At 62.9% G+C, this 20840-nt stretch carries 12 protein-coding genes; 4 read left to right on the top strand and 8 right to left on the bottom strand.

Features of this window, described 5'->3' with window-relative positions; translation table 11 throughout:
- Positions 1 to 189: 189 nt before the first annotated feature.
- The 5 genes from BV071_RS09650 to BV071_RS09630 form a co-directional block, all read right to left on the bottom strand.
- The gene (locus BV071_RS09650) at positions 190 to 2865 is read right to left on the bottom strand and encodes a VIT domain-containing protein (protein WP_081885903.1); all 2676 of its coding nucleotides are present in this window, start codon (positions 2863 to 2865) and stop codon (positions 190 to 192) included.
- Complete coding sequence (locus BV071_RS09645; protein ID WP_075090875.1) at positions 2862 to 3329, bottom strand: PadR family transcriptional regulator; 468 nt, start codon at positions 3327 to 3329, stop codon at positions 2862 to 2864. The genes BV071_RS09650 and BV071_RS09645 overlap by 4 nt, the downstream gene beginning before the upstream one ends.
- A complete protein-coding gene (locus tag BV071_RS09640) occupies positions 3326 to 3595 on the bottom strand; it encodes a hypothetical protein (protein ID WP_035605606.1) in 270 nt (89 codons plus the stop codon). The genes BV071_RS09645 and BV071_RS09640 overlap by 4 nt, the downstream gene beginning before the upstream one ends.
- A gap of 100 nt (positions 3596 to 3695) precedes the next feature.
- A complete protein-coding gene (locus BV071_RS09635; protein WP_035605603.1) occupies positions 3696 to 4145 on the bottom strand; it encodes a hypothetical protein in 450 nt (149 codons plus the stop codon).
- 3 nt (positions 4146 to 4148) lie between these two features.
- Positions 4149 to 4574: a hypothetical protein gene (locus BV071_RS09630; RefSeq protein ID WP_035605600.1), complete on the bottom strand. Its 426-nt coding sequence runs from the start codon at positions 4572 to 4574 to the stop codon at positions 4149 to 4151.
- 346 nt (positions 4575 to 4920) lie between these two features.
- On the opposite strand from BV071_RS09630, the gene BV071_RS09625 reads away from it, so the two are divergent.
- Positions 4921 to 7365, top strand: coding sequence for a PQQ-dependent sugar dehydrogenase (locus tag BV071_RS09625; RefSeq protein WP_081885902.1), 2445 nt, complete (start codon positions 4921 to 4923; stop codon positions 7363 to 7365).
- Positions 7366 to 7378: 13 nt separating this feature from the next.
- Here the strand turns inward: BV071_RS09625 and BV071_RS09620 are convergent, their stop codons facing one another.
- The 3 genes from BV071_RS09620 to BV071_RS09610 form a co-directional block, all read right to left on the bottom strand.
- Positions 7379 to 12670: a LamG-like jellyroll fold domain-containing protein gene (locus tag BV071_RS09620; protein ID WP_265594273.1), complete on the bottom strand. Its 5292-nt coding sequence runs from the start codon at positions 12668 to 12670 to the stop codon at positions 7379 to 7381.
- 281 nt (positions 12671 to 12951) lie between these two features.
- A complete protein-coding gene (locus tag BV071_RS09615) occupies positions 12952 to 15717 on the bottom strand; it encodes an alpha-L-rhamnosidase (protein ID WP_075090874.1) in 2766 nt (921 codons plus the stop codon).
- A 98-nt stretch (positions 15718 to 15815) separates the two neighbouring features.
- Positions 15816 to 16346, bottom strand: a complete 531-nt coding sequence (locus tag BV071_RS09610) for a hypothetical protein (RefSeq protein WP_035605594.1) — start codon at positions 16344 to 16346, stop codon at positions 15816 to 15818.
- Between the two features lie 163 nt (positions 16347 to 16509).
- Here BV071_RS09610 and BV071_RS09605 point away from each other — a divergent pair, with 163 nt between their 5' ends.
- The 3 genes from BV071_RS09605 (at position 16510) to BV071_RS09595 (ending at position 20837) form a co-directional block, all read left to right on the top strand.
- Positions 16510 to 17292, top strand: coding sequence for a hypothetical protein (locus tag BV071_RS09605; protein WP_035605592.1), 783 nt, complete (start codon positions 16510 to 16512; stop codon positions 17290 to 17292).
- Positions 17293 to 17478: 186 nt separating this feature from the next.
- Complete coding sequence (locus BV071_RS09600) at positions 17479 to 20031, top strand: tetratricopeptide repeat protein (RefSeq protein WP_035605589.1); 2553 nt, start codon at positions 17479 to 17481, stop codon at positions 20029 to 20031.
- Positions 20028 to 20837, top strand: coding sequence for a DUF4159 domain-containing protein (locus BV071_RS09595; protein ID WP_035605586.1), 810 nt, complete (start codon positions 20028 to 20030; stop codon positions 20835 to 20837). Before BV071_RS09600 ends, BV071_RS09595 begins: the two co-directional genes overlap by 4 nt.
- Positions 20838 to 20840: the final 3 nt, after the last annotated feature.

Below are 20840 nucleotides of genomic sequence, written 5' to 3'. Positions count from 1 at the left end.
TTGATGGGCGGGAGCACTGGCTGCGCCGGCTTTAGCCGGCCCGTTAGGAAGGGGACACGAGGGCGAGAAAGACGACCCAGGCTTGAGAGGCCGACTAAAGTCGGCGCACCCAGTGGGAACCCGGTGATCGGTCGCGTTCTAGTAGGGGAATTCGCCCAGCCGGAATGGCGCAGCCATTCCACTACGAGACTACGAGTCCTTGCTACGGCGATTGCGGCGCAGAAGGCCCATGCTGGCGCTGAGCATGAGCAGCAGGGAGGTCGAGGCTTCAGGGACGCCGGGGATTTGCGGGGCGGCGTTGGCATCGACCGGGGTGAGGCCGTGCTTCTCGTATTGCTCCTTGGTCTCGAGCACGACCGCACCGGAAACACTGGTGACCAGTTGATACTTGGCGGCGAGGGCAGGGCGCTCGTTTTCCGAGATCTCGGAGCGCGGGGTTTCGACCGACTCGATGGCCCACTGGCGGGCGAGGTGGTTCCAGACCGGCTTGCCCATTTCCGGGGGGACCTGGGCGCTGCGCTTCCAGTGCCAGGCGGTCTCGTCGTGCTCGACCATCAGGCCCTTGAGGAAGGCGGGGAAGTCCCGGTGTGTGTCTAACAGGACAGGGCCGCGTTGCAGGGTGCCGCTGCGTTGAAGGGCTTCGGCGAGGCGGTTCGGACCATTCGCGGCCATCACGGTGTGGATCACCGGGTGGCGGGTGCCGCGCTCGATGATCTGGATCAGGGCTTCCGCCTGTGAGAGGCCGACGGCTTGAGGGCCGTGGAGCCAGATAATTTCATCGACCTCGCCGGACTTGGCGAGGCGCACGGCCTCACGCAGCGCGGGCTCGTTGTCGCGGCCGCCGCTGAAGTCGGCGCGCTTGAGTTCGTCGAGCTTCACTTCATGCGCCGTGTCATCGGCGAGGAGGATGCGGAAATCACCTGCGGAGAAATTCTTCTCCAGTGATTCGGTGATCCACGACTTGGCCTCGCTCATCGCGGCGGAGGCATCGACGACAAGAAGCAGTTTGCTGCCGGGCCTGCGGATGACGCTAGGCTCGCGGATCAGGTAGCGCTGGTCATTCGAGGCGAACTGGTCCTCGCACCACAATGGTTTCTCCATCTCGGTCCTGGCCTTCAGGCGCACCGCAGTGATGCGGCCCATCGCGGCATTTGGATCGAGGCTGACGGAGAGCGAGTAGCCTTCTCCATCGCGACGGGCGATGCGGTCCTGCTCCCCGGTCTCAACCAGATCAAAGCCGCCGTCGCCTTGCAGCCAGACCGCGTGTTCCAGGCTTTCGCTGGTGCCAAAGTTGCGTTCGAGAATTCGCGGGAGTTCCCAGAGCTCACCATCGACCGGCGCGGTGATGCCGAAGCGGATCTTCATCTCGCCATGCGCGGGAACGGGGAAACACTGCACTAGCACGGTATCCGGCCCGGACATGGTGACCAGCACCGGATCGCGCCGTTGGACCACCGCGACTTCCTTGTAGGCTGCCTTCACCTTCGAGATCGAGTTGAACGCAGCCTCGCGCGGCTCGCCATTTACCCACAGGGTCAGGCGCGAGACGCGGCCACCCTGCGGCAGCTGCACCTGGCAGCGCGCTTCCTTGGCATCGCGGCCCTCGTTCCTGAAGACCATGGTCCACTCGCCGTAGCCGATCCGCGAGCGGGCATCCACGTGGCCATCGAAGCGCGACTCGGCGAGATCGAGATTCCGCACACGCACGGCGACCTGGTCACCGCCCAGATGGTTGTCGAACTCCACCTCTTCGAATTCCCGGCCGCGGCCCATGCCGAAGACTGCACTGCGTATCGTGCGCGGCGGCTGCACTTCGCTGAAGGGCTTGCCGGTGACGCGGAAGAAGACATCGCGGGTGCGATCGGAGTCAGGCCGGCGGACTCGCTCGAAGTCCTCGGCGAAGGAATCGCCAATGTTTTTCCACCCTTTGCAGATCCACCCGGAGATGTCGGTGCCCTGAGAGGTGCCGCGGCTACCCTCATAGCAAGCGAGCAGCAGGGTGCGCTCCGAGTGGAAGGAACGCAAGCGCTCGACCGCGGCCTGGCGCGGCTTGCTGTCCTCGCCGGAGGCGATGTCGAGATTCTTGCGGGTCCAGAAGGCCGGACCTTCTAACAGGAAGAGGGCGAGCAGGGCGGCGGCGATGCCGGTCCAGCGGCCGCTGCGGAAGCGCGCCAAGTCCTCTGAATCATCCGCGGCGCTGATCGCGATCTTGGCGGTGGCGATGCCAGCCATGATCGGCGTGAGCGAGAGCAGGCCGAGTCCAGCCATGACGACGGCAAGGATCGAAGCTGGCAGCAGGGGCAGGAAGAGCAGCGCGTAAAAAATCGCGATGACCAGTGCGAAGCCGACCGCAATGCCCTTCCAGCGCTCCGAGCCACGCGGCGCGCCGAGCAGCAGCCAAGCATTCACCGCGGGCACAGTCAGGACCAGCAGCAGATGCCACCAGGTGGCGAGGGGATCGAAGAAGACGCTGCCGCAAAAGGGGATGAGGGCCTCGAAGATGGTGACACCCAGCGGTGCCGCCACGCCAAAGAGCCAGCGCTTGGTTTGCCAGGGACGCTTGTGCGAAATGGGCACCCCAGTGCGGATCTGGGGATCCGGCGTCGTCGGCGGGTTGTAGGGGGCTGGAACCGACAGGGGAGGCGTAGGCTCCGGAAGATAACCGGCATCAAGGTGACTAAGGATGGCCTCCAACTGCATCAAGCCGATCGATTCCGCTCGATCCTTCTCCGCTTCCTCATGGATGTGGCTGAGCAGATCCGAACGCAGCTCCAGCGCTTCCTCGCCGCTGAAGCCTTCGCGCTGGACCCGCTCCGCAAGGTACTGCGTCAATCGTAGTTCGGCTGGTTCGGTCCACGTTTTCATCGGGGGATCGGTGGTTTGCGTTCTCGCAGTTCAGGCTGCTCTTTGGGAAGGGGCGGTGAAGGAGTGGTGAAATTGCCGGGGGTGACCTTGCCATCGCTGTCGCCAGCGTCGTTTTGCCCCAGTCCGGAGACTCCCCGGGTCATCTCATCGAAATAGGCCTGCATCTCCGTCGCGAGCGCGCTGCCCGCGGCGGTGAGGCGGTAGTACTTGCGGGCGGGGCCCTCCGTGGATTCTTCCAAGCGGGTGGAGACCAGGCCCTGCTTTTTCAGGCGCGAAAGCAGGGGATAGATCGAGCCCTCCGCAACGCCCACGCCGGGGATGGCGACCAGGGATTTCACCAGCGCGTAGCCATAGCATTCGCCACTGGCGAGAGCCTTGAGGATGCACAGGTCGAGCACGCCCTTGCGCATCTGGACGGTCCAGTTGTCGAAAAGTTCCCCTGCCGCTGGATCGAGCGGACTCATCGTGGTGGGTTTGCCATATCCGGCGGCAGGTAGGGAGGAGCTTGGGAAGGCGTGCCGGCCTCGGAAAGCTTGAAGCTGCGGCGCATCTTGTCGCCGCCGATAGTATCAAGTTCGGTGCCATCGGTGCTGAATTCCATCTGGCACTTCTTCCAGTGGCCGGCCTCGTGGTCGATGTAGTGCCACTGCCAGTCCTCGCCGGGGCGGCGGGTGTAGAGGCTCACGGTGTAGAATTCGAAGGTCCAGCCGTTCCAAGTCTGGGTGATCACGCACTGCGTGCCATCCGCGCGGTGGCGCTACCGACCAGGCCGCTGCGATAGGGCCGGATCTCGCCGGCGATCACGATGCCGATGAAGATGAGCGTGGCCTTCACGGTTTCTGTTGGAGGCTGAGGACCAACTGTCCGCTCAAGGCCGGGGGCAGATGCGGAGGCTTTTGCTCGGGCCGGCGGTCGTCGGCATGGAGCTGCACGCTGCGCTCGAAGTGCTCGCCGTTGAAAATCTTCACTTCATTCTTCGCCACATCGATCTCCATGCGGCAGCTGCACCAGTGATCGGCCTCGTGGTCGATGTATTGCCAGTTCCAGATGCCGCCGGGGGCACGTGAATAGAAGCCGACGCTGTAGGGCTCGCCCCAGGAACCATTGCAGGTTTGCGTGACGATGCAGTCGGTATTGTCGCTCGCCTTCGCATAGGCGAGCACGCCGCCGAAGCCGGGCTGGCCGAGCAGGAACCAACCGGCGAACAGCAGGATCGGAGTGAGGATCAGGGCCGAGCGCTTGAGCACGCGGCGCGTGGCAGATGAGCTTTGCGCGTTCATGGCTCAGGTGGATTGCAGGGCCCTCGGAAGGAAGGGCGGCTTTTGCTCGGGCCAATCGTTGTCCGGGTGGAGTTGGACGGTCTTGGCGAGCGAGTAACCGCAGTAGACCCGCACTTCATTGCGCGGGGCATCGATCTCGAGACGGCAGTGGAACCAGCGGCCGACTTCGTGGTCGATGTATTGCCAGTGCCAGCGTCCGTCGGGACCGCGGGTGTAGAAGCTGACGGTGTAGGGCTCGCCATTCATCCAGCCGTTCCACTTTTGGGTAACGACGCATTCGGTACCATCAGTGGCCTTGCTGTAGGCGAGCACGCCGCTGGGGCCCGGTTGGCCGAGGACTACCCAGCCGAAAAACAGGACGAGGGGGAGAATGATCACGGCGAGCCATTTGAAAACACGGCGGCGCGGGGACGGGCGTGCGGGTTTCATGACTGGGCAGGTATCTTGTATGGCAAGGTAGTTGACAAGGAGATTCTGGAGCGGCGTTTGGCATTTTGGACTTTCAGGCGAAACGAGGCGCAAAATGGCTAAAAACGCAGCTACCCAAGCGCGATTCCGAGGGCCTTCAAGATCCTTCTGACAAGGGACTTGGCTCCCGAATTTTGCGGATTTTGGGGCGTCCGCCAGATATGCTCCACGGCGATATCTTTCAAAAAAGTGGTCGATCCCTGTGATGCATAGCGAGTGCCGGAGTTATTCGGAAATGTTAGAGACTATTTGATCTTCAATGGCTTGAAGAATCGGGGCGGGCCGGTAGATTGCCGCCCAACCCCGGATGCCTCACGTCTCCCTCGCCTCGCCGCGCCGGATTTCCTCCCCCGCCGTTGCTCGGTTTACCCCCCTGATTGCGGCCCTTTTGCCGCTGTCCGTTTCGCCGAACCTACAGGCCGCGATCTCGCCGCCGCTGGTGGTGCGGGTCAATGACTGGGCCGCGATGCCCTTTTCTGGCAATGTGGCGACCACCGCGGGCAACCCGGCCTACATGGCGCGGGTCAATTTCATCCGCCCGGAGCCGGGCAATGCCGGCCGGATCTGGGTCTGCGACCTGAACGGGAATCTGCACATCTTCTCTGCGGGCGGGACGGTGGCAGTCCGGACGAGCCAATTGCTGGCGCAGGCTACGGCGCGGACGGCCTATCTCGATTTCAACGGCTCGACCTCCACCGACGACGCGGACAAGTCCTACGTGCCGAATGCCGCGGGCAGCGCCGTCACCAAGTCCACGCCGAACGGGCTTTTCCCGAACTTTACCAAGAAGCAGGGCTACGCGAATGGCCTGGTGTGCTTCCAGTTCGATCCTTCCTACGCGACCACCGGCAAGTTCTACACGATCCACATCGAGACCCCGAGTGCTGACGGCGCGGCCACGCGGCTGCCGGTGACGACCAAGTTTCCCGGCTTCAATGCCACGGGCTATACGAGCACGAACGTCATCAACGCGCCGCTGGGCACCATCAACCGGCACGCGGTATTGATCGAGTGGATCGACACGAACCCCTCGAGCCTTACCTTTGAAGGGACTGCCCGCGAGATCCTGCGGATCGGCTACAACAGCCAGATCCATCCCCTGGGTGACATCACCTTCAACCCGACGGCCAAGCCGGATAGCTCGGAGTGGGGCATCATGTATCTCGCCAGCGGCGATGGCGGCTCCGGTGAGTCGAATGCCACCAAGCTCAATCCTCAGCGGCTGGATAGCATCGTGGGCAAGATCCTGCGGATCATTCCGGACACTGCGCTGCAGACCGAGGATAGCACGCTCTCTGCAAGCGGGCGCTATCGGATCCCGAACGACAACCCCTTCCTCAACAAGGCGACATTCGGGGCAAACGCGCGGCCGGAGATCTGGAGCTTGGGCCATCGCAATCCGCACCGCTTCACTTGGCACCTGCCGGAGAATGGCGAAAGCCCGAGCCTGCTGGTGGAGGAGATAGGCCTGAATTCCTGGGAGGAAGTGAACATCATCCACGGCGGGAAAAACTATGGTTATAGTGAACGCGAGGGACCGCAGAAGCTCGCGATCAGCACGGGCGCGCCGGTGCTGTCCGCACCGCCCAGTCCTGACACACTGCCGATCCGCAAGGACAACCTGACGAATGCGCCCGGTGACTTCGTGCCGGAATACCCGGTGATCACTTACCCGCATGCCGCGGCTTGGGGCGATGCGATCGCGAACGGCTTCTTCTACCGTGGCAGTGCGCTGCCCGCACTGCAGGGGAAATTCATCTTCGGGGACATTACCACCGGGCGGGTCTTTTGCTGCGACTGGAGCGCGATGCAGGCAGCGCAGGACGGCGTGGCCGCGACCACGGCGGACGTGCAGCCGGTGACCTTCCTGTGGGATGATCCGAACGATAGCCCGGATGCCGGGCTGCGCTCCTACGACCGCTTCTTCGAGATCGTGGAAGAAGGCTACGACTTCCGCGGCGGGATCGATTCCGATCTGCCGGGTGGGGCTACGATTTCCGGAACCGGTCGTGCGGACATCCGCTTGGCGGAAGACGCCACGGGTGAGCTCTATATCAGCAGCAAGAGTGATGGCGTGATCCGGAGTCTCGGTACGGTCTTTACCACACAGCCGGTCAACCGCTTTGTGAACATTGGCGGCGATACGAGCTTCACGGCCTCGGTCGCGGCGGACTCCACGCCAGGCTACCAATGGCAGCGGCAGGTCGATAAGGGAGGGCCCTGGCAGAACCTCTCCAACAACGCGGTTTTCTCTGGAGTGGATACCGCCACGCTGGCGCTGCATGCACCGGGCTATGAGTATAATGGCAGCCGCTTCCGCTGCGTGGCGACTTGCTCGGGTGCGGTGGCCTATTCGATCGCGGCGGCGCTGGATCTGCGCTTCGCCCCGGACTCCTGGTTGACGACCTATTTCAACGCGACCGAGAAGGCGGATGGGGCAATCTCCGGTGACCTGGCGGATCCCGACGCCGATGGCTTGGTGAACTTGGTGGAGTATGGCTTCGGCTTCGATCCCGAAAAGGATTCCTCCGCTGTGAAACCGCAGGTGGAGCGGGTCGGCACCAACGTGCGGCTCGTCTTTCCGGTCCCGCGCAATGCCACGATGAACTACACCGTGCAGAAGAGCACCGATCTCAAAACCTGGACGACAGGTGGCATCAACCTGACCACGGCCTCCGGCAAGACAACGGCCACGCTGCCGCTATCTGCCGGGCCGGACATGTATCTGAGAATCCAGGTGCTGCCGAAGTAGCGCGCCCGCATGCTCAGGGTTCGGTGACCTTGAAACGGAAGAAGTGGCTGCCGTTCGGTGGCGCCGGCAGGGAGATCGATGCCGGGGTGTCGACGGGCGTGTAGAGGCTGTCGAAGTTCGGCAGGCTCTCCTTGGTCCAGTCCTTCAGGTTCGTGCTGGTCTCGAGCGAGTAGTAGCGGAATGCCTTGCGGGTGAAGAAGAGGCCGTTCTTGCCATCCACGGTGGCCTGCCAGGGATTGCCGCCGGTGAGCGGCGAGCTGCCTAGCAGATATTCGTCGTAGTTGCTCACGCCATCGTGATCGGGATCCGCATCCTTCGCACCGAGCGGATCCAAGGCGGTGAAGTATCCGGCCCGCCACTCGTCGTAGAGGTCGTGATTGCTCAGCTCGCTGTTGATCCAATCGGTGACGAGCTGGATGTCGGTGGGATCGACCTCGTTGCTACCCAGCGGAGGCATCCGGCCGAAGCCATTCGCGGCGGCCATGCGGTTCAGTACGATGCTGTGCGTGGTATCACCCGGGACGATGTATTTGTTCAGGGGATTTCCGCCGTCGTTCTCGGCGACGCCGTTGATCAAGTTCGTTTGCTCGAGCGTGAGATGCGGCCGGCCATCCCACGATCCACCGGCGCTGCCGCCCGTTTGGTGGCAGTAAGAGCAATTCACCGCAAAGTAGGAGCGGGCACGTTGCTCAAGCGGGAAGCTGGTCTCATCCGGCCGCACGTGCCGTGCGAGGCTGGTCACGGGATCCGGGGTGTTGTTTAGGAAGCCGCTGTTGGAAAGCAATTCGAGCTGGTTGCCGGTGTAGCCGTTCATGGTGTAGCCCATGTTCAACTGGCGGGTATTGAAGGATAGCGCGTGGCCGCCCTGCGGCGTATGGCAGGTGATGCAGCTTGAGCGGCCGGGGATCTGCCAGCGCTGGGTGTGCGGAGTACCGTGGTCGTCAATAGCGACATCGAATTCGGTGCCTGCGTCCTCGACGAGGGTGGCCTCGGTCTGGGCTTCATTCCAGCGGTAGCTGACCCCATAGGAGCCGGTGTCGGTCTTCACCAGCACCCGGGTCTCGATGCGCTTCTTGGTGGCCGGATTGCCGCGGCTGGTTTCAAGATCGAAGTGCTTCACCCAGACCATGCCGGCGGGATAGGTCCAGTTGCCATCCTTGCTCCAGGTCATCTTGTCCGTGGAGTTCGGGATGGTGAACCAGCGGCGCTTGACCGCGTAGTCGCTCCAGAAGGTGAGGTTCGGCTGGTAGGGCAGCAGGCCCGGGGCGGGGGAGAGATCGCTGAGGTCGGCGAAGAGCCCGGTAGCACTGAGAGTGGCGGGGAAGCCGTCATTGGTCGCGCTGCCGGTGCCTAGGCGCATGATCTTGCCGGTCAGGTAGGCGCAGAAGAGCAGATCCTTGTTGCTCGGGTCCACGCCTTGGGAAGAGATGACTCCATACGCACCGGGCAGGCCGGTGAGGCGCGTTGTGGCACCGGTGGTCGTGTTCATCTGCCAAACGTGGCCTGAGACGGAATCGCTGAAGATGTAGGTGCCAACCAAAGCCGGGTAGCGCGTGCCACGGTAGACGTAGCCGCCGACGACGGAGTTCCCTTTGTAGGCGGCGTCACCGCCAGCCACGCCGGTGTGGGGGTATTCGTAGATCGGATTGAGCGAAGTGAAGCCCGCAGGTGCGCTGCCGAGGATCCCGGTGAAGGTGTGGAGACCCTCGCGATAGGCCCAGCCGTAGTTGCCGCCTTTGACGATCTTGTTCACTTCCTCGTAGGTGTCCTGTCCTACGTCGCCTTCCCAAAGATCGCCGGTGACGGAGTCGAACGAGAAGCGCCAGCAGTGGCGGATGCCGGTGGCCCAGAACTCCGTGCGCACCGAACCCAGCGAGCCGGAGTAGTCGACTCCGTTGTAGAGGCCGTTCCAGGTGCCGCCGAGGCTGGTGTGAACGAAGGGATTGTCGGCTGGCACATTGAAGCCGGCCACGCCGCCGAGGGTCGGGATCGATGCGTGGGGATTGGGCGGAAGGCTTCCGGGCTTCTTGTCGACATCCATCCGGAACATGCCGGAGTAAAAATCGTCGTTGATCTTCTGGCTTCTCGACTGGCCGGCGGTGGAGTTCTCGCCATCACCGGTGCCATAGTAGAGGTAGCCATCGTTGGGGCTGAAGTGAAGGTCGCCGCCGTTGTGATTCAGGCCGAAGTCGTCGATATTGAGGAGGTTCAACTCGCTGCTTGGATCCGCGACGGTGGGGTCGGCAGCACTGCGCGTGAAACGGGAGATCCGCTGGAAGTAGTTGCCGCTGATGCTCACAGTGTAGGCGACGTAGAAGTAGCCATTCGTCGCGTAGTTCGGGTGGAAGGCGAGGCCGAGCAGGCCATTCTCGGGTTGTCCGGCCAACAAGGGGCCGATGTTGAATCCATTCCCCAGAGTCGTGAGATCGAGGAAGACCGTGGAGGCGGGTGTCGAGGCCGTGACGTCGGCCACGCGCCGGATGACGCCGCCTTGCTCACAGACGTAGAGCTGCTTGGTGTCGCCCGGGAGTGAAGTCAGGCAAATGGGACGGGTGAAGCTGAGGCCGGGCAGGGCATCGACAAGCTGCCATGCATTCACTGGCGGCGCTTCGGGCATGGCCAGCGCGGTATTGGTGAGGCGCAGGCTGGTGGCGAAGTGAATGGTCACCGTGCCAGTGCTGGTGGTGCCGCTGACATTGCCCACGCGATAGGTGAAGGTCACCGGTGCGGCGCTGCTGCCACTGTGGGCGTAGAGGATCTTGCCGTCCTTCAAGGTGGCTGTGCCGGTGGCGGGCGCACCCAGCACTTCCAAGGTCCCCGGAAGCACGCTGCCCGTGTCGTTGGCCAGCACGTCGACCAAGACCTTCTGGTTCGGGTGGATCGTCGCCTCATCATTCGCGGCGACCGGCGGGGCGAAGCTCGCATTCGGGCCGGCGTTGTAAGAAGAGAGGGCCTCGGCGGCGCTGATTGCGCGGTCATAGACTCGCAGCTCGTCGATCGAGAAGTTGCCGTTGTTGTCAGCTGCCCACATCGATCGGCCCATCCAGTTGTTGAAGTCAGACAGGTCCGACAGGCGGTAGGGCAGGTCGATGCTGCCGCCGAGGCTGCCATTCCGGTACCACTTCACAAGACAGCCGGTCGGGCCGCTGGCGCCACCGCCATCCTGGACGCTCATCAGGTAGTGATACTGCGTGCCCACCGTCGTCACGGAGGACAGGTCGGTATTCGCGGTGACGGCACCCGCGCCACCGAGCTTTGCCTCCAGGCGATGTGAGCCGAGGGTGCCGCCGTTGTTGAGCGAGAGGAAGAGGTTGTCGTAGGCAACGAAGTTGCCGGGAGCGGTGGCGCTATCGATGATCTCGCCGGTGCGGGCACCGGGGCCGCTGGTGATGGAAGTGCGGCCGAAGTCGAAGATGCGCTGCCAGTTCTTCGAGGAAAGCGGCGTGATCCATGCCTCGCAGCTCATGCTCGGCCGCGAGGAGATCATGCCATCCGGCAGTTCCAGGTAGGCGGAGATGGCGTCGGCTGTCTGGTTGCCGGTGGTGGTAGTCGTGGGCAGCACCAACTGCGTGCCGCTGAGCGTTGCGTTGTTGCCGCGGACCGTGGCGATCTCGCCGGTCGCGGTGTCGAGGAATTGCGTGCCTGCGGGGGCGCTGCCTGCTGCCGTATTGAAATTCCAGCGGCGCGATGGCACCGGGGCCGGAGCCGGCGGTTCCGGCGGGCCGACGCTGGGATCGGGGCCAGCGGTGTAGCTGGCCTGGATCTCCGCCGGGGTGATCACTCGGCGGTAGATGCGCAGCTCATCCAGCGAGAGATTGGAATTGGAGTCGCCGCTGTACATCGATCGGCCGATCCAGTTGTTCACGTCTTCGATGTCGGAGAGATGGAAGGTGAAATCCATCGTGTTCTGGAGCGCGCTATTGCGATACCAGCGTGCCTGGCAGCCGGTGGGCTTGTCCTCGATCACGAAGACGTAGTGGTACTTCGTGCCCGCGGTGGTGGTGGCGGTGGTGAAGGTGTATTGCGCGGCACCGCCGTCGTTTTGTCCTTCAAGCTGCTGCGAGTTCATGTTCGCAGCGTTGTTGAAGGTGAGGCTCAGGTTGTCGTAGCCCGTGGTCGTGCCCGGTGCGGTCGCCGTGTCGAGGATCTCTCCGGGAGCGGCGCCAGCGCCATTCGTGGAGGCGCAGCGGCCGAAGTCGAAAAGGCGCTGCCAATTCTTCGAGGACAAGGGTGAGGCCCAGGCTTCGAAGCTCACGCTCGGGGTGGCTGTCACGATGCCATTCGGCAGATCGAGATAAGCGGAGATGGTGGATAGGGGCTGATTGCCGGTAGTGCTGCCGGGCAGGACCACCGCGCCGCCGCTGAGAGAAGCACCCTGGCCGCGCAGGGTCACCAGCACATTGGCCTTCGCATCCGCGAAGGTGGTGCCGGACGGCGCCTCGGAAGCCGCTTGGGTGGTGAAGGTCCACAGGTTGTCGGGGACCGGCGGATCGGTCGGATTGGGTGGCACGCCGATGGTATCCGGACCGGCATTGAAGTCCGCGGTGATCTCCGCAGCGCTCAGCGCGTGATTGTAGATCCGCAGCTCGTTGTAGTTGGCGTTCGCATTGTCGTCGGCAGTCCACATCGAACGGCCGAGCCAGTTGTTCACGTCCTCGATGGCGGAGAGGTGGAAGTTCAGGTCGATGGTGGAGACGACGGTGCCGTTGCGATACCAGGTCGCACGTCCGCCATTCGAACCGTAGGTGCCGACCCCGTCCTGGAAGGTCATCACGTAGTGATACTGCGTGCCGGCGGTGGTCGCGACGTTGCTGTCAAAAGTGGCGATGCTTCCACCATTGATGCGACCTTCCAAACGCTGCGTGTTAAGCGTATCGCCCACGCAGAAGGACAGCATCAGGTCGTCCGAGCCGGTAGTGGTGCCCGGAGTCGAACCCGGGCCGGAGATGTCGATGATCTCGCCCGCCGCGCCTCCGCCGATGCCATTGCCAGTGATGCGCCCGAAGTCGAAGAGCCGCCCATAAGTCGTGATCGAAAGCGGCGTGGCCCAGATCTCGACCGAGAGATTGGTCTTCGAGGAGATGAGGCCATTCGGCAAGTCCACGTAGCCGGAGATGCTGGTAGCCGAGCGATTGCCGGTGGTCGTGCCGGTAATGGTCAGGCCGGTGCCGGTGAAGGTCGAGCCGTTGCCGCGCACGGTGGCCACCGCGCTGGAGACGCTGTCGGTCATCGTGGTGCCGCGCGTGGCATTGCCAGCGGCATTGTTGAAGGACCAGCGGTTCACCAGGTCGCCGTGGGCGGGCAAGCACAGGATCAACCCGGATGCGAAGGCGCAGGCCGGGAGTGAAAGAAGGGTGCGCGGAAATGAGTAATGATCTCCGGCGGAGGGTACAGATCGAGCCATCTGGGTTTTGGGGCAGCTCGTGAATTAGCCACGGATTTCCGATTCGGCTATGATGGGACTGCCGGGGCAGTGTCCAAATCCTCACACCGCGAGTTTCGCGCTTTTTCGCGTTTTTCTGACAGCTCCCACGGACGGGGGAGAGGCAGTCAGCGAAAAGTCAAAGCTTGAGCGCCCAGCCTCCCTCAGCGTTTTCCGCTGAAGTGATAGCTCCCCGAGCCAGCCAAGATCTGCTGGCCCTTGATTTCGCGGATACCCGGGCGGCCTTGGATCGGCTGGCCTCCTTCGGAGATTTCGCCGCTCACCGGCAAGGTGATCTCCGCCGTGGTATTCGGCGGAATCACCACGTCCGCGACAAAATGATCGCCATCGATCTTCCATGAACAGGAGAGCGGACCATGCCGCGTTTCCATGCCGCCGCTAGCCTGCGTGATCGTACCGGTGGGCCGCGGGGCGATGCGGATGCGGTCGAAGCCCGGGGTTGCGCGGTCGATGCCCGCGAGATCCGACATCATCCACTCGCACACCGCGCCGAAGGCATAATGGGAGAAGGAGTTCATGCTCGGCTCATGGACACCTTGGCCCTTGATGTAGGAATCCCAGCGCTCCCAGATGGTGGTGGCTCCGTTCTCCACCTCATAGCCCCAGCTCGGATATTCCTTCTGCTGCATGAGAATGCCCGCGAGGTCGTGGTGCCCAGTGGCGGAGAGCGCGGGCAAGAGCGGCCGCGTGCCGAGGAAGCCGGTGCTCATCTTGTTGCCATTGGCCTGCACCAGACTGGCAAGCTGTGCAGCCGATTGCTGGCGCTGCGCCTCGGGGATGAGGTCGAAGAAAAGCGCCATCGCGTAAGCAGATTGATTGTGCACCACGAGGCTGCCATCCGGCTTGAGGTAAAGCTTCTGGAAAGCTGCCGCGATCTTGGACGCGCGATCGCGATAACGGGCCTCAGCGCCCTTGTCGCCGATCGCTCCAGCCATCTCCGCCATCAAGCGCGCGTCATAGGCATGGTAGGCGAGGTCGATGAAGGGGATCGGCGTCTTCACCGCTCCGACGGAGAGCCAATCGCCAAAGCCGCAATCATCCGTTGCGCCTGCCAGGCTAGGATCACGGGCGGCACGCCACTCCATGAAGTCATTCATCTTGCGCCAGTGCTCGCGAATGACACGCGTATCGCCGTAGACCTGCCAGATCGTCCAAGGGCAGATCACACCGGAATCCATCCAGCCCGCGGCGTGGTGCTCGTTCGGGCGGGCGAGGGGACGCGGCGCATACGGAGGATACGCGCCGTAGTCCCACTGGTCGTCGTTCAGGTCGCGCAGCCACTTGGTGTAGAAGGCGGCGATGTCCGCATTGAAGGTCGCGGCGCGGACGTAGATCTGGGCATCACCGGTCCAGCCCATGCGTTCGTCACGCTGCGGGCAGTCGGTGGGCATCTCGAAGAAGTTCGCCCGCTGGGTCCAGACCATGTTCCGATAGAGCTGGTTCAGCATAGGGTCTGAGCACTCGAAGTGACCGTGCCGAGGCGTATCCGAATGAATCACTATCCCGGTGATCGCATCCTTGTCCGGCGTGCCGGGGAAGCCGCTCACTTCCACATACTGGAAGCCATGATAGGTGAACTCCGGCGTCCAGGTCTCCCCGTCGGGATCGCCTTTGAGAGTATAAGTATCGGTCGCGCGGGCACAGCGCAGGTTCTCCGTGCTCAGGTGGCCGTCATTGTGGAGCACCTCGGCATAGCGCAGCTTCACCTTGTCGCCCGCCTTGCCCTTCACCTTCAGGCGGACCAGCCCGGAGATGTTCTGGCCGAGGTCAAAGATGAAGACTCCCGGTGACTGCTCCCGCACCGACTTGGCCGCGATCTCTTCAATCGGGCGGACCGGATTGCCGGGATGCGGGTCCACCTTGGCATTCGTGCCGGTCTTGCACACCGCGGCCTGCCACGCGGAATCATCGAAGCCTGGCTTGGACCAGCCATTGAGTTCCTTGCGGGCATCGTAAGCTTCACCCATCAGGATGTCCGTCTCGGTGATCGGGCCAAGCGAGCTCTTCCAGCTCGGATCGCTGATCACGGTCTGCCGCGTGCCATCGCTCATCTCCAGCTCAAGCTGCACCCGCAGCGCTGGCGAGACACCATAGTAGTAGCGGCCGTTCACTCCAGACACCAAGCCCTCTTGACCTGTTAGCAGGCCATAGGCGACATAGCCCGCATACCAGCCGTCCGCCAAGGTCGCACCAATCGCATTCTTGCCGGCTTGCAGCAGCTGGGTCACATCGTAGGTCTGGTAATTCAAGCGCCGCTGATAGGCGGACCAGCCGGGAGCCAGCCGCTCATCGGAGACCCGCTTGCCATTCAGCTCGATGGTGTAAACGCCCAGAGCCGTCGCATGCAGAGTCGCCCGCGTGACCATGGGCGCTTCGAATTCCTTCCGCAGATACTTCGCGGGTGTGAGGATCAAGCTCCCGCGCTCGGGATCGCCCACGAAGTTCTGCACGTTCTCCGTCGTCGTGAAGGCCGCATCATCCTTCGCACTGATCCACAGCGCGCTCCAATCCACAGGATCTAACAGGCCAATGCCAAAATCCCCCGGCTCACTCCAAGCCGATACCGTGCCCTTCCCATCCCAGACCCGCACCCGCCAGTGAACCCGCTGCCGGGAAGCCAGCGCCTGCCCGGCCCACTCGATCTGCGAAGTGGCCGCAGAATCAACCTTGCCGCTGTTCCACAATTCCGCGCCGCCTTGGCCATCCGCAATGGCTTGGATCTGATAGGCGCTCTGCGTGACATCGCGCGCCCCTTCATTCGCTGCCTTGAGCTTCCACGAAAGCCGTGGCTTCGCGGTCCCCACTGCCAAGGGATTGCGGTGATACTCGCAACGCAACTCCACCGGCAGCGCCTCTTGCGCATGCAGCGGAGCGACTAGAAAAAGAGCGGCAAGGAATCTGGGGTTCATCAGCAGGGAGCCTATCGGGAACGCCTGACAGGAAACCATTCTTTCAGGCGGCTTTCGGACTGCTTTGCGACCTCATCCCTCCGATCGCTCCCCCGCGCCTACTTGTGCTGCCTTCGCTCGATCCCCGGGGGCAGCCAATCTTTCGACATGCGTTCGATGCTGCCGGCATTCGCATCCGCAGCAGGCTGTGCCTGCGGATCGGTCCTCTGGGGCATGGAGGGCGGCGGGAGAAGCTCCCGAGCGGGGACGATCGGCGGATTCGCCGGATCCGGATTCTGATTCGCTGCGACCTTCGGGGCTGATGCCGGGGCCGTCTTTGGCGTCAAGCTGAAGAGGGAGAACGCGAAAACCGCAAAGCCCAGGCAGCCCACTCCCAGCAGCAAGTAGAAGCCCGCGATCACCCGCGCCGCGACGCCCGTCACTTCCTTGTAGCCGATGATCAGGCGTAGCGCGAGGTATCCCACGAAGCCAGTGGGCACCCCGACCACGATCGGGTCCACCAGTTCCGCGACCCCATGCGCCCAGCGCTTGATCCCACCGTGGATCAGATAGATCCCGAGGAGGAGAGGAAGAATCCAGTGCCAATCGATCATATCGAGAACTGCAGTTTCGGAGGCGAATCGCAGCATCTATCGAGATGACTAGAAAGTCATAAGATTTGAACTTTTTGTGAAGCTGGTGGTTGCGGCGGGTCTTGGAGCAGCGCTTTTCACGGTCGCCGCTAATGACAAAACATCCTGCAACTTCTTTTCAGGAGGGAGGGTTTCATCCTGCTGGACCTTCAAATCTGTCATGAAACCGAAACTCCTCCAATTCTTGCCTCTCTCTTTCGTCCTCCTTGCCAGCGCCACGGCCCAGGAAACTCCGCCAGCGACGCCACCTGCGGCCCCCGGCCAAGCTCCCGCCGCGAATGTCGCAACCGAGCTGTCCGCGGCGGCTGAGAAGCTGTCCGCAGCCACCAGCTATGCGTGGAGCCAGACATCTTCCTTCGGCGGCAATTTCGGCGATCGCACGACTTCCGGCAAAAAGGGCGCGGGCGGTTACATCCTCGTCACCATGCCGGGGCGCGATCAGGAATTCCAAGTGCTCTCCCGCAAGGGCAAGGCCGCGATGCAGCGCGATGGTGCCTGGGTCGTGCCGAATCCCGATGCCGAAGAACAGGGCGCTGGCCGTTGGGTCGCGCGAATGGTGCAGAACCTCCGCGAGCCGACTACCGATGCCAAGGAGCTGGCAACCAAGGCCAAAGACCTGAAGCTGGAGAATGGCAGCTACAAGGGCACGCTTGATGAAGCGACCGCCAAAGAACTCATGTCCTTCCGCGGCTTCGGCCGTCGGGGCGGCGGTGGTGGCCAAGGCGGAGGCGGTAATCCGCCGGAAGTCAGCGGTGCCGGCGGCTCAGTCACCTTCACCGTCACGAACGGGGTGTTGAGCGGCTACGAACTCACCTTGACCGGGCGCATGAATTTCAACGGCGAGGACCGCGACGTCAACCGCACCACGAAGGTCTCATTCACCGGAGTTGGTTCCACCAGCTTCGATATTCCCGAGGCTGCCGCCGGCTTGCTTGCGGAATGAGTGAAGAGCCCCCGAGAAAGAACGCGGCCGGCCCCCAAGGCCGCGTTCTTTCTGGTGGTGCCTCGCTTTGCCGGAATATGAGCCAAGGAACGTCCTCTTCTTGCGGATGATCTCCCGCTTTCCGGAATTTCCCCATCCCCTCGGGTTTTCCGTGCCGAGTGCATGCCAAATGCTACCCTTTGGGCTATGACGTGGGAACGAGGCCTTCAGCGCTGCTGGCGAGTCGCGATCGCGATGGCGGCCTTGCACGGCCCGGTCTGCGCGCAGGAACCTGCTCCTGCCGCGGCTCCCATTCCCATCGAGGCAGGGCGGACTGCCTTTCTCAAGGGCGACTACGAGGCCAGCCTGACGGCAGCGAGGAAGGCAACCGAGGCCGACGCAAATTATCCTGAGTTCGTCGCACTGGAGATCCGCACGCTGCTGGAGACCGGGAAATACCAAGAGGCCGCCGAGCGCGTGAATGAGCTGGGGCGCCGTGCGGCATTCGATCCCGAGCTCGCGCTGGAAGCCGGGCGTGCCCTGCGCGCAAGCGGTGAGCGGGATCAGGCCGCGGCCCTGATGGAGCGGGCCGCCAGGTTTGAGGAGCCCCGGCCAGCCAAGGGCAAGTCCCGGAGCACCGTTGCCTTCGCCGAGCTTTTGTTAGAGCATCGCGTGGATGCAAAGATGGTCTTGGATCGGCTGCTGGAGCCAGCCAAGAAGATCGATCCGGAAGGGCGGGAGCCCTACCGTGCCCTCGGCAAACTCGCCTTGGCGAACCACGACCGGCAACTCGCCGCGGAATACTTCCGCGAGGGCCTGAAGCATTTTCCCGGAGATCCGGATTTCAACCTGGGCCTTGCCCAAGCGGGGCTCGAACTCCCCGCCGCGAATCGCGAACCCGGAATCGCGAGCTATCTGGATCTGGCGCTGAAAGCGAATCCCAAGCACAGCGCAGCCCTGCTCTACAAGGCGACCCAGTTGACGGGCCGCAAGTCTTTCAAAGAAGCCAAGGAGGTCCTGCAACAGGTGCTCGCCATCAATCCGGATCATCCCGAAGCGTGGGCGGGTCTGGCGGCAATCGCCTTCGTGCAGGATCAAGAAGAGGACGCCGAGGCTGCGATCGAGCGGGCTAGGAAGATCGACAAAGAAGATCCTCGTGTGCCCGAAATCATCGGCACGGCCTTGGCTGGCCAGTATCGCTTCGAGGAAGGCATCAAGTATCTTGAGGAAGCGCGGCAGCTCGATCCGCTATCGCCCTCGATCTTGTTTGAGCTCGGATCGAATCAACTGCGCTTCGGCCAGCTTGAAGCCGGTTGGCAGAACGTCGCCATGGCGCACGAGCAGGATCCCTACAGCGTCGCCGCCTTCAACCTCATCACTCTGCGCGACAAGCTCAAGGACTACCCGGTGCGCGAGAAGGATGGCGTGCGTCTGCGGATGTCACCCGAAGACATGGCCGTCTTCGGTACCCGTGCGCTGGAGCTCTCGGCGCGGGCAAAGACGACACTTGCCGACAAATACGGCATCAAGCTCGCCGCTCCCGTGATGGTGGAGATGCTGCCAAAGCAGGAGGACTTCGCGATCCGCACCTTCGGCCTGCCCGGTGGCGAGTCCTTCCTCGGCGTTTGCTTCGGTCCTTTGATCACCGCGACCAGTCCGCGCGGCCGTCTGGGCCGGGCGAATTGGGAAGCGGTGCTCTGGCATGAGATGGCCCACACGATCACCCTCGACGCCAGCCGCCATCGCATCCCGCGCTGGCTTTCCGAGGGCATCAGTGTGTTTGAGGAGCGTGAGGTCCACGCAGGCTGGGGCCAGGGCATGACCGCGGAGTTCCGCCAGCGCTTCCTTGATGGCGAGGTCCCTCCAGTCAGCCAGCTCGATGAGTCCTTCGCCGGCGAGGACATCATGTTCGGCTACTACCACTCCTCTTTGGTCGCCGAGTACATCGTCCGCAATTTTGGAATCAAGGCAATGCGTGGCATCCTCGCCGATCTTGCTGCCGGCACGCCGGTCGCTGATGCAATCGCGAAGCACACAAAGCCAGGCGAGGAGATGGAGAAGGACTTCCTCGACTACGCACGGAAGATCGCCAAAGCCTACGGCCCTGACCTCGACTGGTCGCCGCTCGGTGACGAGGAATACGTCGCCTACCGCGAGAATCCTGCCGCGTGGGTCGCGGCAAATCCCAAGCGCTACGCCGCCACCATGATGCGGGTTTCCGCCCTGACCGAAGAGCGCAAATGGCAGGAGTCGAAGCTGCTGCTGGAAAAGCTCATCGCTGCCGAGCCGAACAACCGCGAGGCCTTCAATCCCTACATGTCGCTCGCACTCGCCTGCCGCGGTCTGGGCGATGAAACGGGGGAACGCACCGCACTGCTGAAGCTGCTGGCGATTGATTCCAATGCCTCCGATGCCGCGGCGCGCTTGTTGGAGCTCGGTGGGAAGCTTTCCGCCGCGGAACGAGCGGCCCAAGGCGACCAAATGCTTCAGACCAATCCTTTCCAGGAAAATGCCTACCGCACCCTGGCCGCCGCCGCCATGGAATCCGGCGATGCGCGCGGCAATCGCGAAGCGCTGGAGTCGCTGCTTGCTCTGGAGCCCCGCGATGCCGGCCGCATCCACTACGAGCTCGCGACCTTGTTGCGGAAGTCCGACCCCAGGGCATCGCGTCGCCAGGTCTTGCAAGCACTGGAAGAGAATCCCCGCTTCCAGGCCGCCTTGGAACTTCTCAGCACCTTTCCCGCTGCCCCTTCACCATGAAGCCTGCTCTCGCCATCGCCAGCTTCTTGCTCTGCGCCTTCGTCGCCGATTCTTCCGGCCAAGGCCGCTGGGGTCGTGGCCGTCGCGGCGAGCCAAGCCTCGGTGACCGCAACGGCGTGGAGCGCTGGCACAATGATCCGCGCTTCCCGGATGACACCTTCCGCTTCGTCCGCCTGCGCCCCGAGAATCACTACAAGTGGGCCACGGACTATCCGGACAGCGATCTGAATTTCTCCTTCCGCCTCCAGCAGATGACCGCGATTCGTGTGAATCCGGAGCCCATCATCCTGCCGATCCTCGATCCCGAGCTGAAGAAGTATCCCTTTCTCTATACTCTCGAGACCGGCTCGCTCGATCTGACGGAGGAAGAAGCCAAGATCCTGCGCGAGCATTTGCTCAATGGCGGCTTCCTGATGATCGACGACTTCTGGGGCGACGACGAGTGGGAGAACACTCGCGACCAGATGAAGAAGGTCTTTCCTGATCTGGCGATCAAGGAACTGGAACTCGATCACCCGATCTTCAGCACGGTCTTCCCGCTCAAGGTGAAGCCGCAGATCCCCGCGATCGAAGTGGCGCTCCGCGGCCGCTACACCGGCGTCTTCTGGGAAAAGGGCGCAAGAGGCGCTCACTTCCACGGCATCTTCGACCAGAAGGGCCGCCTGATGGTGATCATCTGCCAGAATACCGACCTCGGCGATGGCTGGGAGCGTGAGGGCGAGGATCCCTACTACTTCGCCGAATTCAGCGAGAAGCTCGCCTTTCCCATGGGCATCAACATCGTCGTCTATTCGATGACCCACTGACTC

It is taken from the genome of Haloferula sp. BvORR071 (genome assembly GCF_000739615.1).
GTDB lineage: Bacteria > Verrucomicrobiota > Verrucomicrobiia > Verrucomicrobiales > Akkermansiaceae > Haloferula.
The sequence above is the reverse complement of the archived record's forward strand: the minus strand, read 5'-3'. Positions and strand labels throughout refer to the sequence as shown.

What these genes read in the sequence shown, in the direction of transcription:
- BV071_RS09650 (WP_081885903.1), bottom strand. Translation starts at nt 2,865, where the DNA reads ATGAAAACGTGGACCGAACCAGCCGAACTACGATTGACGCAGTACCTT.
- BV071_RS09645 (WP_075090875.1), bottom strand. Translation starts at nt 3,329, where the DNA reads ATGAGTCCGCTCGATCCAGCGGCAGGGGAACTTTTCGACAACTGGACC.
- BV071_RS09635 (WP_035605603.1), bottom strand. Translation starts at nt 4,145, where the DNA reads ATGAACGCGCAAAGCTCATCTGCCACGCGCCGCGTGCTCAAGCGCTCG.
- BV071_RS09630 (WP_035605600.1), bottom strand. Translation starts at nt 4,574, where the DNA reads ATGAAACCCGCACGCCCGTCCCCGCGCCGCCGTGTTTTCAAATGGCTC.
- BV071_RS09625 (WP_081885902.1), top strand. Translation starts at nt 4,921, where the DNA reads ATGCCTCACGTCTCCCTCGCCTCGCCGCGCCGGATTTCCTCCCCCGCC.
- BV071_RS09615 (WP_075090874.1), bottom strand. Translation starts at nt 15,717, where the DNA reads ATGAACCCCAGATTCCTTGCCGCTCTTTTTCTAGTCGCTCCGCTGCAT.
- BV071_RS09610 (WP_035605594.1), bottom strand. Translation starts at nt 16,346, where the DNA reads ATGCTGCGATTCGCCTCCGAAACTGCAGTTCTCGATATGATCGATTGG.
- BV071_RS09605 (WP_035605592.1), top strand. Translation starts at nt 16,510, where the DNA reads ATGAAACCGAAACTCCTCCAATTCTTGCCTCTCTCTTTCGTCCTCCTT.
- BV071_RS09600 (WP_035605589.1), top strand. Translation starts at nt 17,479, where the DNA reads ATGACGTGGGAACGAGGCCTTCAGCGCTGCTGGCGAGTCGCGATCGCG.
- BV071_RS09595 (WP_035605586.1), top strand. Translation starts at nt 20,028, where the DNA reads ATGAAGCCTGCTCTCGCCATCGCCAGCTTCTTGCTCTGCGCCTTCGTC.